The sequence below is a fragment of the Novosphingobium pokkalii genome, from assembly GCF_014652855.1.
Classification (GTDB): Bacteria; Pseudomonadota; Alphaproteobacteria; order Sphingomonadales; family Sphingomonadaceae; genus Novosphingobium; species Novosphingobium pokkalii.
Window position 1 is genome coordinate 351,594 of sequence record NZ_BMZP01000001.1, and the last position, 15,461, is coordinate 367,054.

The 15,461-nt window shown below is 64.8% G+C and carries 12 protein-coding genes; 5 read left to right on the forward strand and 7 right to left on the reverse strand.

The annotated features are described in order from the left end of the window. Nucleotides 1-17: 17 nt before the first annotated feature. On the reverse strand, nt 18-3,611 hold the full coding sequence (locus IE191_RS01565) for an ABC transporter permease/M1 family aminopeptidase (RefSeq protein WP_191322573.1): 3,594 nt from the start codon (nt 3,609-3,611) through the stop codon (nt 18-20). A gap of 14 nt (nt 3,612-3,625) precedes the next feature. Continuing rightward, nucleotides 3,626-4,513: an ABC transporter ATP-binding protein gene (locus IE191_RS01570; RefSeq protein WP_191322574.1), complete on the reverse strand. Its 888-nt coding sequence runs from the start codon at nt 4,511-4,513 to the stop codon at nt 3,626-3,628. A 43-nt stretch (nt 4,514-4,556) separates the two neighbouring features. On the opposite strand from IE191_RS01570, the gene IE191_RS01575 reads away from it, so the two are divergent. Both IE191_RS01575 and IE191_RS01580 read left to right on the forward strand, forming a co-directional pair. Further along, on the forward strand, nt 4,557-4,829 hold the full coding sequence (locus IE191_RS01575; RefSeq protein ID WP_191322575.1) for a hypothetical protein: 273 nt from the start codon (nt 4,557-4,559) through the stop codon (nt 4,827-4,829). Nucleotides 4,830-4,861: 32 nt separating this feature from the next. Beyond that, the gene (locus IE191_RS01580; protein WP_191322576.1) at nt 4,862-6,367 is read left to right on the forward strand and encodes a S10 family peptidase; all 1,506 of its coding nucleotides are present in this window, start codon (nt 4,862-4,864) and stop codon (nt 6,365-6,367) included. A gap of 60 nt (nt 6,368-6,427) precedes the next feature. Here the strand turns inward: IE191_RS01580 and IE191_RS01585 are convergent, their stop codons facing one another. Genes IE191_RS01585 through IE191_RS01595 form a run of 3 tightly spaced genes read right to left on the reverse strand, consistent with a single transcriptional unit; the run spans nt 6,428 to nt 9,099 of the window. Continuing rightward, complete coding sequence (locus IE191_RS01585; protein ID WP_191322577.1) at nt 6,428-7,762, reverse strand: family 1 glycosylhydrolase; 1,335 nt, start codon at nt 7,760-7,762, stop codon at nt 6,428-6,430. Nucleotides 7,763-7,784: 22 nt separating this feature from the next. Next, nucleotides 7,785-8,189, reverse strand: coding sequence for a C-glycoside deglycosidase beta subunit domain-containing protein (locus IE191_RS01590; RefSeq protein ID WP_191322578.1), 405 nt, complete (start codon nt 8,187-8,189; stop codon nt 7,785-7,787). After that, nucleotides 8,182-9,099, reverse strand: a complete 918-nt coding sequence (locus IE191_RS01595) for a sugar phosphate isomerase/epimerase family protein (protein ID WP_191322579.1) — start codon at nt 9,097-9,099, stop codon at nt 8,182-8,184. Before IE191_RS01595 ends, IE191_RS01590 begins: the two co-directional genes overlap by 8 nt. 151 nt (nt 9,100-9,250) lie before the next feature. On the opposite strand from IE191_RS01595, the gene IE191_RS01600 reads away from it, so the two are divergent. Further along, nucleotides 9,251-9,892 carry a TetR/AcrR family transcriptional regulator gene (locus IE191_RS01600; protein WP_191322580.1) on the forward strand — a complete coding sequence of 214 codons (642 nt, stop codon included), beginning with the start codon at nt 9,251-9,253 and terminating at the stop codon, nt 9,890-9,892. Between the two features lie 10 nt (nt 9,893-9,902). On the opposite strand, the gene IE191_RS01605 is transcribed toward IE191_RS01600, so the two are convergent. Beyond that, the gene (locus tag IE191_RS01605; RefSeq protein ID WP_191322581.1) at nt 9,903-11,669 is read right to left on the reverse strand and encodes a tannase/feruloyl esterase family alpha/beta hydrolase; all 1,767 of its coding nucleotides are present in this window, start codon (nt 11,667-11,669) and stop codon (nt 9,903-9,905) included. A gap of 15 nt (nt 11,670-11,684) precedes the next feature. Between IE191_RS01605 and IE191_RS01610 the strand changes: the two genes are divergently transcribed. Continuing rightward, entirely contained in the window at nt 11,685-12,236 is a 552-nt protein-coding gene (locus tag IE191_RS01610; protein ID WP_191322582.1) for a MarR family winged helix-turn-helix transcriptional regulator, read from the forward strand. 46 nt (nt 12,237-12,282) lie between these two features. Here IE191_RS01610 and IE191_RS01615 read toward each other — a convergent pair whose 3' ends face one another. After that, nucleotides 12,283-14,568, reverse strand: coding sequence for a TonB-dependent receptor (locus IE191_RS01615; RefSeq protein ID WP_191322583.1), 2,286 nt, complete (start codon nt 14,566-14,568; stop codon nt 12,283-12,285). Nucleotides 14,569-14,747: 179 nt separating this feature from the next. Between IE191_RS01615 and IE191_RS01620 the strand changes: the two genes are divergently transcribed. Then, nucleotides 14,748-15,416 carry a TetR/AcrR family transcriptional regulator C-terminal domain-containing protein gene (locus IE191_RS01620; RefSeq protein ID WP_191322584.1) on the forward strand — a complete coding sequence of 223 codons (669 nt, stop codon included), beginning with the start codon at nt 14,748-14,750 and terminating at the stop codon, nt 15,414-15,416. Nucleotides 15,417-15,461: the final 45 nt, after the last annotated feature.

The window sequence follows — 15,461 nt, forward strand, 5'->3', positions numbered from 1 at the left end:
GATGGTGGGGAACGGCGTCAGGAACCGGTCACGGCAATCACGTTGTCGTCGCTCTTGCGGTCGATGAACATGTTGTAGGGATCGATGCCGGCATAGGCGGGCTTGCGCGCGCTGAGCAGGGTGATCGTTGCCTTGCCGTTGCGGATGGTCTGGCGCTGCATCGCGATCACGTCGGCCTTGCCGAACGTGCCCTCGCCCGGCTGTGCGGTGAACAGGCCGATGTCCACGCTCTGGTCCAGGTCCACCGGCGTCGCGACACCCTTGCCGTTGTCACGCTCCTTGGCGGCGGTGATCGTCAGCGTGGTTTCCCATTGCCCATCGGGACGCTTGCGGGTGGTGGCGCCATCGGCCTTGAAATCCCACAGCGTGATCGTCTCCAGCAGGTCGGCCACCAATTCGTGCTCCTGCGCATTGCGGGCCAGCCCGTGGAAGCCGCGCACCAGGTCCATCGAAGTGGAGAACGGCGCGCCCTTGAAACGATAGCGATCGAGAATGCCGCGCAGCATGGCGTTCACGCGGTCTTCGCCCAGCCGGTCCTGAAGCAGGTAGAGCGCCACGGCGCCCTTGCGATAGTGGATGTAGGGCTGGTTCTCCACGCGCGCCAGCGGCAGTTCCTCGATGGCCTCGCGTCCGCGCGATGCGAGATACTGGTCGAGCTCATAACGCAGGAAGCGGCGGATCTTGTCCGGGCCATAGAGGTGCTTCATCACCATCAGCGCAGAATATTGCGCCAGGGTTTCGACCATCATGGTGCCGCCCTGCATGTCCGCACTCACTTCCTGGTGCCCCCAGTATTGGTGCGAGAGTTCATGCGCGGCAACATAGGTGGCATAGTCGATCTTGTCGGGATCGGAGAAGTTGCCGAGGAAGCCGATCGATTCCGAAAAGGGCATCGTGCCGGCAAAGGCCTGGGCAAAGCTGGCATAGCCCGGAAACTCGACAATGCGGGCATAGCGGAACTGATAGGGGCCGAAATTCGCGCGGTAGTAATCCAGCGCGGCATGCGCCGCCCGCTGCAACCGCGCCACGTTATAGGGATGGTGCGGATCGTAATAGATGGAAACGCCAATGCCGCTGGCGTCTCGCGTATCCACGGCATAGCGCGCCGACTGGATCGACCAGAAATTGAGGATCGGCACTTGGGAGACAAATCGCGCCACGCGCCGGCCGCCCTCTACCCGGTCGCTCACCTTGTCACCCGGCGCCAGCGGCACCTGATCGGCAGCGGTTGACAGGGTGATGTCGCTCGTCACCCAACTGGCATTGGCGATATAGTTGAAGTTGCGCGCGCTCTGGTCTTCCAGCCTGGCCATGCGGTGCTCACCGGGCAGGCCATGCTTGCGGCGCTTGACCGGATCGTCGAGCATCGCTGCACGCTGGATGCCGATCGTGGGTGCAATCTCGCTATTGTCCAGGAACGTGCCATTGGCCAGCAGCCTCGTATCATCGCCCAGCGGATTGATGCCCTGTTGCCAGCGGCGCACCTTGAACCGCAGCGTGGTGCGCGCGCCGGGCGCCAGCGGGCGATCGAACGTGAAGAACCGCACCTGGTGCCGATCGTCCGCCATGGATTGGTGCGCGCCGTCGATGCGCAAGTCCAGGATATCACGGTCATGCTGCGGCAGCATCAGGTGAACCACCGTCAGCGGCTGGCTGGTGGCATTGACCAGATCATAGACGCCACTGGCGATCAGCCGCGGCACTTCCGGTTCGAGTGCCACGTTGAGGGTGATATGGGTGACGCTGGGCTCGGGCGCGTGTTCGTAGCGGGCATAGAGCTTTTCCAGCTCCGCCGCGTCGATTTCGCGTCGCTCCCCGTTTTCATAGGCATTGCGCACGTTCATCTGCACGAACAGCCAGCCGCCGGTGGCGGCCATGGCCAGCAAAGCCACTCCGATCACCGCACCCGCTGGGCTGCGCCAGTGCCGCAGCGCCCGCGCCGCCCGAACCCGCACGCCGTTGTTGGCGCCGCGCGGCCACAGCAGGTGCGCCGCCGCCATCAGTGCCACCAGCAGGCAGCCCCAATAGAGCCGCAGCCACCAGTTGGTTGCCCAGCCCACCCTCGCGCCGTTGATGTCGGTCAGCGGGTTGGGCACGCTTGACGCATATTGGTAGAGCGGATGGTCCCAATGCATCGCAGAGGCGACAATCGTGGACACGAACCAGGCCAGCAGCAGCCCCCAGCCGACATACTTGGCCGGCGACACGACCTGAAGAAACACCGCCAGTCCGGCCAGCAGCACCATGTCGAGCGCGGTGGGCACGAGATACCACCACAGGTATTCGCCGATATCGATTGCGGCAAATCCCTGGACCAGTTGCACCGCCACGCCGACCACCACGCCCAGCGCCACGGTCAGCACCAGCACCAGCGCAAGAGCCAGCACCTTGGGCAGCAGCAGCGCCCAACTCGGCAGTGCGCTGGCGTCGATGATCTCGCTGATCCGCCGCTCGCGGTCGCGCCATACCAGTTCGCCGGCATAGAACCCGGCAATGACCAGCGGCCCCAGCGTGAAAGCGCTGCGCAGCGCCATGATCTGGAGGAACGTGGCCGGATAGCTCTTGGTACCGTAAAGGTTGTCGCTGAGGCTGAGCGAAGCCAGCGCATTGATCACGCCAACTGCCACCAGCACCAGGAACGCCGGGCTGCGCGCGATCATCCGGGCTTCCAGCCCCACCCGCGCCAGCAACCGGGGCCAGCGCGCCTTTGCCTGGTCCGGGTCAGGCAGGCGGGCGACGACGTGCGGCGCATGCTGGGCCAGCTTGCGCGCCCGGCGGGCTTCGCGGCGGACCTGGCGGCGGCTGGCGGGCCGACTGGCAAAGCGGAAACGCCAACCGGCAAAGACCAAGGCCAGCAGCGTGACGGCCAACCAGATCAGGCGATTCTGCACGAACACGGCCGAAACCGGGAAGGCCCGCGTGTTGATTTCCGCCAAAGTCCAATAGCGCGTGTCGAGCGAGAGCGCGACGATGCCGAACGGATCGGTGAGCGCGGCCAGCGTGCGCAAGTCCGGATGGCTGGCGAGCATGCCCCGCGTCACGCCCCAGACCAGCAGCGCGGCGACCACGGCCACATAAGTGGCCATCATCGAGCGGGTCAGTGTCGCCACGGCAAAGAAGAACGCCGCCGAAAGCAGCAGCGTGGGCATGGCCAGCAGCACGAACGGGCGCAGATAGGCATCGAGCCGATTGGGGCCAATCGTTTCAGGATCGAGCCAGGGCATCAGCGAGCCGATGAAGCTGCCCAGCGGCACGGCCGCGAAGACCACCAGCGCCACGACATAGGCGCCGGCAAAGCGGCCGAACAGATAGTCGAACTTGCGCACCCGCGTGGCGCGCACCAGCGGTCCGAAACCGCTGTCATCATCGCGCACGATCACATTGGCGACAAAGGCCGTGACCACGAACAGCGCGAAGATGGTCATTACCCCCTGCGTCAAGGCCAGGCCCAGCGTACCGTTCTGCTGCGCATTGTCGGGCACGCCGCCCAGCGAGATCTGGCTTGACGCCATCGCACCGAACGCGAGCAGGAAGAACAGCGCGAACACCACCCAGAACACCGGGCTGCGCAACTGATAGCGGATCTCGAACGCGGCGATGCGACCAAACATGGTGCGGCGCTTCCTCAGGCGACGGGCGCCGCCGCGCGTGCGGCCAGCAGGGCGGAAAAGTAGACGTCTTCCAGGCCGCCGTGGACCGGCTGGAACCCTTCGCCGGGATCGTCCGGCGCGATGACATGCACGATCGTGCGCCCACCGCGCAGGCGCGTAGAAATCACCCGATGGCTTTCCCGCATGGCATCGAGCGCGCCGCGATCGACCGCGCATTCCCACACCTGGCCGCGCAAGCCATCGATCAAGGCCCCCGGCGCGCCTTCCAGCAGGATGTGCCCCTGCCCCAGGATCGCCATGCGCGGGCACAGGTCGGTCACGTCCTCGACGATGTGGGTGGACAGGATCACCACCACGTTCTCGCCGATCTCGGCCAGCAGGTTGAGGAAACGGTTGCGTTCTTCGGGGTCCAGCCCTGCGGTCGGCTCGTCGACGATGACCAGGCGCGGATTGCCGATCAGCGCCTGGGCAATGCCGAAGCGCTGGCGCATGCCCCCGGAATAGCCAGCCACCGCCTTGCGGCGCACGTCCCACAGGTTGACCTGGTTGAGCAGGGTTTCCACCGTGTCGCGCCGCTCGCCGCGCCCGGCGATGCCCTTGAGCACGGCCATGTGATCAAGCAGGTCATAGGCACTGACCCGGGGATAGACGCCGAAATCCTGCGGGAGATAGCCAAGCTGGGCGCGAATGGCTTCGGGCTGGGCCAAGACATCGATGCCGTCGAACACCAGGCGCCCGCTCGTGGGCAGTTGCAGCGTGGCAATGGTGCGCATCAGGGTGGATTTGCCCGCGCCGTTGGGGCCGAGCAAACCGAACATGCCCTTGGGAATGGTCAGCGAGACATCGTCCAGTGCGCGGGTGCCGTTGGGGTAGATATGCGAAACGTTGTGCAGTTCCAGCATGCCGCTCGTCGCTCCATGGCCGCGCGAAACAAGGTGTTACGGTATGACACAGGCACGCGCTTGGCAAACGCTGGATGAGGCGGTTTCGGGGGAATTCGATCAATCGCCCAAATACTTCCATTTTGGATGGAGTTTTCAAAATCGCGCGTTTTTGGAGCCAGAATGCGGGTTCCGGCAGCAAAATCGGGGCAAAATCGGTATTGCAGCGACATGCGCGGCCGGTGGTCGAGCAGGTTGTAACCAAGCGGGCCGCACCGGCCGCTTTTCCGGTGGATCGCAGCGCGACGGATATTGCCCGGGCGCGACTTGGCTGTAACAAAGACGTATACCATCAGGGAGTTCACCACCTTGTCCCCTCGCCTGCTTGCCGCCCTGCTAGCCCTGGGTTCCACCACGCTTGCCGTTGCCGATCTGGCTCACGCGCAAGATGCCAAGACCACGACCACGGTCGAGAAGAAGGAGGATGACGGCCTAAGCCTGCCACCGCTTCCCGCCGACAAGACCATCAGCCAGTCCGCACGGATCGGTGGCAAGGTGATCACCTACAACGCCACGGTGGGCCACGTGCCGGTGCGCGATGCCAAGGGCAAGGTCATCGGCGAAGTGGTCTACACCGCCTATACCCTGCCCGGCGCCGGGCCAAACCGCCCCGTGACCTTCGCCTTCAACGGCGGGCCGGGCGCCTCGTCGGTCTATCTCAACTATGGCGCCGTCGGCCCCAAGCGCGTGCAGTTCGGCGCGCAGGGCGATGCCCCGTCGGATTCGCCCGTTGCGGTGGACAATCCCAATAGCTGGCTCGACTTTACCGACCTGGTGTTCATCGATCCGATCGGCACTGGTTACAGCCGCAGCCTGGTGGACGAGGCCGAAACCAAGAAGGCCTTTTACGGCAACGATCCCGATATCCGCTATCTGTCCAAGGTGGTGTTCGACTGGCTGGTGAAGGAAGGCCGCCTGCGCTCTCCCAAGTACGTCATGGGGGAAAGCTATGGCGGCTATCGCGCCCCACGCATCGCCTACGAGTTGCAGTCGCAGATTGGTGTCGGCGTCAACGGGCTGGTGCTGGTTTCGCCCTATCTCGATCCGGCCTCTGGCAACGATGCCACCGCGCTTTCGCCGCTGCCCTGGATGATCGACCTGCCCTCGATGGCCGCCGCCAATCTCGAACGGCAGGGCAAGTTGACCCCGCAGGCCATGGCCGAGGTGGAAGCCTATACCCGTGGCGATTTCGCCCGCGACCTGCTGCGTGGCCGCGCCGATGTGGAAGCGACCAACCGCATCGTCCAGCGCGTCACGCAACTGACCGGGCTCGATCCGGCCTTGGTCCAGCGCCTGGGCGGTCGCGTCGACACCCGCACGTTCCTGCGCGAAGTGCACCGGGCCGATGGCACGATCGGCAGCGTCTATGATTCCAATGTCACAGCGTTCGATCCCTTCCCGTGGTCGCCGCAGCAGCGCTCCAACGATCCGCTGCTCGATGCGCTGATCGCCCCCACCACCAGTGCGGCGGTGGATTTCATGACCCGCGAAGTGGGCTGGAAAACCGACGCCCGCTATTACGCGCTGTCCTACAAGGTCAACGAAGCCTGGGATCGCGGCGTGCCGGATGACACCCCGGTGACCGACTTGCGCAAGGCGATCGCCGCCGATCCCAAGATGCACGTGATGATCGTCCACGGCTGGGACGATCTCTCCTGCCCGTTCTTCGCCTCGCGCCTGATCGTGGACCAGATGCCCGCGTTCGGCCGCGACGAACGGGTCGCACTGCGCGTCTATCCCGGTGGCCACATGTTCTACAGCCGCCCCGACAGCGGCGCCGCCTTCAAGCGCGACGCGCAGGCGATTTACCACTGATCGATCGCATGCACGGCGCCTTGCCCCCTTCTCCGCGCAGGAGAGGGGGCAAGGTCACCGTCACAGGCTGTTGCGCCGGGCGATGGCGCCCAGCACGGCCGCGCTGGGCTTGGCGGTGCGCACGAACGTTTCGCGGTCAAAGGCGTGCAGGCCAAAGCGATGGGCATAGCCAAAGCCCCACTCGAAATTGTCGAGCAGCGACCAGTGCATGTAGCCGCGCACCGGCACGCCATCGTCCATCGCGCGCTTGAGTTCGGCCAGCGCCGCCGGGATGAGCCATTGGCGCAGCGTATCGTCGTCGGTGTTCACGCCGTGCTCGGTGACGTAGACCGGTAACCTGGTCGCTTCCCAGGCATAGCGCACGGCGCCGGCCAGCGAGCCCGGCCAGACTTCCGCCCCGGTGGTGTTGCGCCGGGCGTCGGCCGGGGGCGGCAGCGGGCCCTTGTCGCCCCACACCTTGCGCTCATAGTTCTGGACACCAATGAAATCGCAGGTCTGCGCGGCAAGCCGCAACCATTCGCCATAATAGCGCTCACGGATCTGGTCGCGCATGGAATGCGGTCCGGCGGCCTGGTCATCGAGGATGGCCAGGCTCACGCCCACCGGCAGCGCGCCGCGCGCGGCCTTGATCGCCGCCACCCCGCGCCGATGCGCTTCCATCATGTTGGCGCGATAGAGCTTGGCATCCTGCACATAAAGCGCCACGCCCGGGGCATAAAGCGGCACGCCAAGCTGGCGCGCGGCGGCTTCCTGCATCGCGCGATCGCCGGCAACCAGCGCGGCGGGCAGGATTTCGCCGATCACGCCCACCAGGTTGGGTTCATTGAGCGTGGTGGCCAATTCGATCCCGCCAGCCAGGTGGCGCGCCGCGCGGTCGCAGAACCGGGCGAAGAGATCGGGGGATTCGGCATGATGCCATCCGCCCTGCGCGGCAAACCAGCGCGGCGTGGTGAAGTGGTTGAACGTCACCACCGGATTGAGGCCGCGCGCCCGGCAGCCGTCGATCATCGCCTTGTAGTGATCGAGCATGGCGTTGGAAAAGTGCCCCTTGTCCGGTTCGATCCGCGCCCATTCCAGGCTGAAGCGATAGGAATTGAGGCCCATGTTCCGGGCAAGGTCGAGGTCGGTCGGCCACAGTTCGAAGCTGTTTGCCGCGTCGCCCGAGCGCTCAGCAAACATCGTGCCCGGCAGGTTCTCGATCAGCCACAGGTCGGCGTTGATGTTGTTGCCTTCCACCTGATGCGCCGCCGTGGATGCCCCCCACAGGAAGCCGGCGGGAAACCGGGGATCAATCGGTTTGGCCGCCGCTGCCTTGGCCAGGGTGGCCGCACTTCCCATCGCCGTGGAAGCGCCGAGGGCCATGGCCGAGGTGACCAGGCTGCGTCGATCGATCATGCTGCCATGTCCTTGTGCGGGGTTAGGGTTGGATGATCGTGGCGTGGCGTTCGTTGCGCACGATCACAGGCTGGAATTCCGGCGGGAAATAGGGATGGCGATAGTGGATCGCGCTCTCCACGCGATGCACGCCCCGGGCCAGACCACCCGGCTTGGGCACGATGACCGTGAAGTGATCGCCCACGTAGAGCCGCGTCTGCGTGGCCTCGTTCAACTCTGCGCGGGTGTAGGTCTGCTCGCCCAGGCGGAACAGGTTGTGCTCGGCGGGATAGAGCACACCGTCGACGGTGATGTCCACGCCTTCGATCAGGCTCAAGCGCGACGAGCGGTAGTTCGCCTGGCGCAGGCGCACCTCGAACCCGGTCCGCGCGCCTGCGGGGCCGGCGTTGCGAAAGCCGGTGCTCTGGATATGGCTGCGTTCAAGCATGGATCGTCTCCGCGTGGGCGGCGTCGTATTGCTCTTCCAGCGCGCGGATCAGCGCATGCTGGCGGCGCACCTGCTCGATCGCCACCCAGGGATCGCGCGCGCCCTCGTATTCGCTGGAAAGATAGCCGCTATAGCCAAGCTGCTTGAGCATGGGCACGATGCGATCCCATGGGATGTGATGGTCATGCAGGTTTTCATCGATGTGATGGAACTTGGCCTGGATGAACGGCACATAGTCGATCACGTCGGCCAGATGCTCGACCGGCACCTTGATGCCGTTGAGAAAGCTGAGCGCCCCCTTCTTGATCTCGTCGGTCTCGCCGCCGCCCCACACGTCGAGCGGGCGATCCTGGAAAATGCCAGTGTCGATCATCAGGCCGAAATTGGTGGTGCCGGTGCGCTGGATGAAGCGGACATAGGCGTCGGTCACCGGATGACGGATCGGCGTGGGCGAATGGATTTCCGGCAGGATGATCAGTCCAAGCTGATGGGCCAGATCGAGATTGCGTTCCACCGCGCCTTCCCAGATCGGATCGGGCGTCAGCTCACCATCGATCACGCCGAACTTGGGGCGGATGAAGCGAAACCCCAGGCGATGGGCCAGGCGCAGGTCCTGGGCAATCTGGGCAGCCCCTTCGGCCACGCTCATGGTGCGATCGATCTGGATCCGCGTATCGACCCAGCAAGCGAAGTTGGTGGGTTCCAGCCGATGGCGCTCGAGTTGCGCGAACCAGTGGTCGAGCCATACTGACGGCGGCTCGGGATAGAGCGGCACGCTGGTTTCGCCCAGGATTTCGATCCCGGTGGCGCCGGTATCGGCCACGTGATCAAACGCATCGTCCAGCGTCATCACCGTGCCGAAATCGTCGGTGTAGCTGTAGAGCGACACGCCATATTGGAAACCTGGCACGACAATCTCCCCCGTTCGCGCATCTTATTTATCACTGCTTAATGCGTTTCTAAGCGACGGGAATTGCTGTGGCAAGCTCAAAATAAGCAGCGCTTGTTTTCTGGCGTGGCGGGCTTGCAGAGGCGCCTGAAACGCCGCAAGGATGGCGCCCATGGCCACCCGATCACGATCCGCGGAAAAGCGCGGCAGACCCTCTCACCGGCAGGACCTGCGCCAGGAATTGCTCGATGCGGCCCGCGCGTTCGTGGAGCGCGAGGGCTATGAAGCGCTTTCTATCCGGCGTTTGGCGGAAGAAATCGGTGTGAGTTCGGCCGCGCCCTATCACCATTTCCCCGATCGCCGCGCCTTGCTGCTGGCAGTCGCAGTCGACGGCTACAGGACAATGTTCGCGCGTTCGACGCAGGGCGCGGCCGCCCTGGCGCCTCGCGCGCACCTGCGCCGCCTGCTGCTGGAATTTCTCGGCTTCGCGTCGGAAAACCGCCGTATCTTTGCGCTCATGTATGAAAGCGAGCTGGTGCGCGAAGGACTCGCCCCGGAAATCCAGCATGAACAGGACCAGGGCTTTCGCGGCCTGCACGAAATCGCCCTGGCCATCGCACCCCATCTTTCGGATCGGGAGCGCGGCATTCGCCTTGCCACGCTATGGTGCGCGGTGTTCGGCTTTGCGCTCCAGTCCAACCGCAACATGATCCGCACGCCGCAACCGGAGCCGGCGCGAGCGGAACTGGCGCAGGAAGTGGTAGACCAGGCACTGCGCCTGCTCGACGGGGAAGCGATCTTCCCCGCCGGTTGAACACGGCCCCTTAGCGGCAGACCGAAGAACTGGCCCGTTCCGGATCACCCGCCAAGGCATGGGGCCATTGCGGATAAGGGCAGAGCAAGCGGGTACGACCAGGCCATGGCGTCTCGTCGCCAGCCGTCGCGGTGACCGGTCCGGGCGCAACACCCTTTTCGCGCCAGGCGACCAGCGACGAGAACAGATCGAACCGGTCGGTCGCCGGGCCACCGCGCCCGTGGTTCATGCCGGGAACGGCGTAGAACGTCAGGAACCGCGCCGACGTACCGTGTTCATGGCGGTCAACCGCTTGGAGCCAACGGATCGTGTCGAGCACCGAAAAGACCGGATCGCTGACGCCGTGGAACAGGATGATCTTGCCCCCGCGCCGCGTAAATGCAGAAAGATCGGTGGCGTCGGCGTGCATGAAATCTACCGGCGCTTCATTCAGCGCGCCCCACTTCACGTGGGCATCGTGATAGGCCTGATCGATGTCCGCATTGAGCGCGTAGCGGGTGAGCGATGTGACATCGCTCGCCACGTCCAACGGGGGGGAGCGGAACACCGCCGAATTGCTGGGGGCACCAAGGCGCAGCAGCGCCCCGTTGTTGGTGTCGGAGCCATAGCCCCCCATCTTCCAGATGCGCCAACCCTGCGTCATGCCCTTGACGGTCTGCGCGCCGATGCCGGCATCCCACGCCCAGTCGGAATAGATCGCCTGCCCATCGCGAGTACGCGGTCCGCCCATCACCTTGCGCAGCGCGGCAACCTGCATCGGCAGCAGGCATGCGGCGGTCTTGTTCGCCGGATTGTCGCTCGCGCAGGTGACTTTTGCCAATTCGGGCAAGACCCGTGCCGTGGTGCAGGCGGTGAAATGCTCGATCATGCCGTCGGTTCGCCCATCGAGCGCGTCGCAGGCCTTGAGGATCGCGCCCTGGGCCAGCAGGATATCCTGGTCGCTCATCGCCTTGTTGACCAGCGGCAGGCCATCGCGGCCGATCTGACCCATCGCCTTGGCCACGCTGCCAAAGGCCTGCCCGTCCCATAGTTGCGCGATGGAAGCGTGGGCGAGGTGAAAGCCGGGATAGCCGATCAGCGCGGCATCGAATTCGGCGGGAAAGCGCTGCACCGCCATCATCGCTTCCTGGCCGCCCTTGGACCCGCCGACGAAATAGGTGAACGCCGGATCGCGGTGGTAATAGGCGCGGATCAGCGCCTTGCCCACCTGCACCACCGGGCCGATATAGCCAAAGCCATAATTGTGGCGCGCCAGGGCATCGTGCCCGAACGTCACCACGCCCTGGCGCGCGGGATCGTTGTTCACCGCATTGTCATGGCCGGAGTCCGACGAGATCACGGCATAGCCCTGCCCCAGCGCCGTCACGCCCGGCTGGCTGGAAAAGCCGCCCGTGGCATCGCCCAGGTTGCCATCCGATCCGCCGCCGCCCTGGAACACGAAGCGTCCATTCCATTGCACCGGCAGGCGCAAGTGGAACTTGATCGCATAGGTCTGGCCGTTGGCGCCCTGGCGTTCCTGAAGCTTGCCGATCACTTCGCAATGGGCGGGCATCGCCGGCGCCGGCGGGCCTTGCATCCGGTCATCGGCGCCACGCGCTTCCGCGGCCGTCGGCGGGCGCAAGGCTGCCAGCGAGAGCGTGGTCGTGGCATCCGGAAACGCAGCGCGGACGAGAGACGCGCAATCCGGTTCGGCGGTCTCGCTACCCGGCTGCTCCTGCGCCGAAGCCTGCGCCTGCGCCGTGCCACTGCCGGCGAGCAGGGCCGTTGCCAGTGCCAAGGAACCCATTGCCCAATGCTGTTTCATCGCCGCTCGCTTTCTTGCGTTCTTGATCGCCATGGAGTTATGCTGAATAACACATTTATTACCGCCGGATCGGGGCCTGGCCATCATGGCCATCGCCAGCAACGCACCGGACCCGGAGCAGCGATGGACAATCCTTTTCTTGCCTTTCCCGGCTATCTGCTGCGCCGCGCTGCGATCAGTCGCCTGGCTCAGCTTTCGCAGCATCTCGAACCGCTGGGCATTGGCGTTTCCGAAGCGTCGATCCTGGTCATGATCGGCCGCAACCCGGGCCTTTCGCAGGCGGAATGCGGACGCTCGCTGTCGATCAAGCGCTCCAATCTCAATCCCATCATCCGCCGTTTCGTGGAGCGTGGCCTGGTCGCCACGGGCCAGGGGCGCGGCCGGATCCAGACCTTGAGTCTCACACCGGCGGGCGAGGACCTCGCCGCCCGCATCGTTGCCGAATTCGAGGCTCACGAAGCCCGCATTCATGCCGCCGTTCCCGAACATCTGCGCTCCGAACTCGTCCCCTTGCTGCGGGCCCTGTGGTGCCCGGATTGAATGGCTGTCCCGGCGCGGCCCCCTCCGCACCGGGACAGCCACGGCATCAGAACGTCTTGCTCAGGCGCAGGCCGTATTCACGCGGCGCGCCATAGAGTTCGTTCTTGCCGTTCTGCCCAGCCACGTAGAACTTGTTGGCCAGGTTGGTGCCATAGACCTCTGCCTTGAACGTGCCCATGTCGAGCGTGATGCTGCCTTGCAGCAGGCCACGCGCAGCAATCAGGTCGGTCGAAGCCTGATAGGTCGGATAGGCCCACTGCGAGCCGATGTAGGCATAGCCCAGGCGCGGCGTGAGCGTGCGCATGCCGCCCAGATCGATGCGGTAGGCCGCCGACACGTTCCAGGTCCACTTCGGGCTGTAGAGGTTCGGCCCCCCCGAGGTGCTGGTGATGACATAGTTGAAGCAACCCGTGCCCACCGTGCCGGCGGTGCCGGCGGGGTTGCACTGCGGCAGGCTGACCCCGGCCGGGATCGCCCACTTGTTGACAAGCGACAGCGCGCTCAGCGAACTGTCGACGAAGGACAGGCCGCCATCGATCGACAGTGCGTCGAACTTGCCCTGGAAGCTCGCCTCAAAGCCCTTGATGTCGGAGTTGGCGAGGTTGACCACACCGCTCTGGCCCGACAGCGGGTTGATCACGTCCATCTGGAAGTTGTTGTACTTCATGTAGAACGCGCCGATCTGCGTCTTCAGACGACGATCGAAGAAGCTGGATTTCCACCCGGCTTCGTAATCCCAAACGGTTTCGGGACGGAAGCTGCCGCCAGGTGGGTTGATGCCGCCGTTCTTGTAACCGCGCGCCGCAAACACGAACAGCAGGTTGTCGGCGTCGGGCTTGAAGTTCAGGGCCAGCTTGCCGGTCATGCGCCCGTCGCCTTCGCTGCCGGTTTGCGGCACCAGCACGGTTGCGCCCACCGGAGGCACCGACATCACCTGGTCGATGGTCGAACCCGCTGCCGCGCGATAGACCGCGCCAAAGCCGTCGACGTGGAAGTGCGAATAGCGCAGGCCGGCGTCGACCGAGAACTTGGGCGCAAGCTGATAGGTGGCCTGGCCGAACACGCCCAGCAGCAGCTTGTTGGTCATCGGCTGCGGCAGCGTGGTGAACGCCCCGTTGGTGCTGTTCCAGTTGCGCAGGTCGATCTTGTTGCGCTGCGCATAGCCGCCGAGCACGTACTTGAACGCGCCGCTATCGGGCGAGATGATGTTGATTTCCTGGCTATAGACGCGCTCGCGGACATTGTTGGCGCCCACCACCTGGTTCTGCACCTTGCCCAGGGCAGCCAGCGCCGGATAAGTCGACCAGTTGGTCGGATTGATTGAACTGGCGTCGGTTTCGGTCACCGCCGACAGCCGCTTGTTCTGATAGGCACTGACCGACCGGATGGTCAGACCGCCATCAAACTGATACTTGGCTTCCAGCACCGTGGCGAAAGCGCGCTCGAAGTTGGCGACCGGGGAATCATAGCTGACCGTCCACGGCGTGTTGGTGCGGCCGACCACATAGGGGTTGTTGGCCAAGGTGGTGTTGATCGGCTGGAGCGCGAAGCCACCGGTGCGGCGCTGGACCGCTTCAACCTTCAGGTTTGCCTGGAACCCGCCCGACTTGTAGAGTGCTTGAACGCGCCCATCGATTTCGTTGAGGCGCTCGGGCTGGTTCTTGGCCGGGCCGATGTCCTTGAACCAGGCATCATGGCGATTGAACAGGCCGGACGCGCGGATAGCGAAGTTGTCTCCCACCGGCACGTTGATTGCACCGTTGACGCCAACATTGTTGTAATTGCCATAATTGGCCGTGGCATATCCGCCCAGCTTGTCCAGTTGCGGGCGCTGCGTGGTGAGATAGACCGCGCCACCGGTGGAATTCGCGCCCGAGAGCGTGCCCTGCGGCCCGCGCAGCACTTCCGCGCCCGCCATGTCGTAGAACTGGCCGTTGGACACGATCGGGGTCTGGAACACCCCGTCGATATAGGTGGCAACACCATTGGTCACCTGCGGTGACGCGGAAGCTAGGCCGATGCCGCGAATGTTGAAGCTGTCGGTGATGCCCGAACGCGAGATGGTGATGCCCGGCGCGGCCGTTTGCAGATCGAGAGCGCGGCTCACGTTCTTTTCCGCCAGGGCATCGCCCGAAAGCGCGGTGACCGCGATGTTGACGTTCTGCACGCTTTCACGGCGGCGCTGCGCCGTGACAACGATATCCTTGGTGTCGGTATCGCCGGTTGCAGCCTGCGGCGCATCGCCGTCGGCCGCCAGGGCCGGGACGGCCGGCAGCGCGGCGCTGGTCAGCAAAGCAAGATAGATAAGCGGACGGACGCGCGACGTCGTCATGGTTTCCTCTCCTCGTCAGAACACAGTTTTGCTCTTCAAGTTATGTTCTATAACATAACGAGGCGCAGCGCTAGAGGCTAACGCATCCGCGCACACGTTGCCGCTTGCTGTGGCGGGCCGGCCACACCACGGACCGATCGCCGCTTGCCGTATGCGCCTCTTGCCGGTTAGCAGGCCCCATGCCCGATCCATCTGCCCAGTCGCTTGCCGCCACGCCTGCCTCCGCCAAACAGGCCGCGGCGCGGGCGCGGTGCGATGCGATGGTCCATCATGCCCGTGCCCAGATCATGGCGCTGGGCGTTGATCGCTTCAGCGTCAACGAAGTGCTGCGGCTGGCCGGTGGCTCGAAAGCCACTCTGGCCAAGTATTTTGGCGATCGCACCGGGCTGATTGCGGCGGCAATCCATGCCGAGGCCGAGACCACGATCGCGACGCTCGATCTCGACAGCGCCGCCATCCGCACCTTGCCTCTGGCAGAGGCGCTGCGTCGCGCGCTGCTCGGCGTCTTGCGGTTCTACCTCACGCCGGGCGCACTCGCGCTCTATCGCGCGGTGATCAGCGCGGCATCGGCCAATCCCGCCGGCGCGCAGGCCTTCTATGCCCATGGACACCAGGTCATCGTCCAAGCCTTGGCTGCGCTGCTGGAAGCCCGCAAACCCGACGGCGTACATCCCGATCTCGACTGTGCCCGTGCGGCCGATACCCTGCTCCACGCCATTCGCGCCGGGCTTTACGAGCAGGTTCTGATCGGTCTCGTCGAGACGGCGGACGACCCGACGGTCACCGCGCATGTCGACAGTGCCCTGGCGCTGTTCCTACCCGGCCTCACGGCTGCACAAAAAGCTTGATGGCACCGCTCGCTTTACAATATGTACCGACGGTACACATTGTAA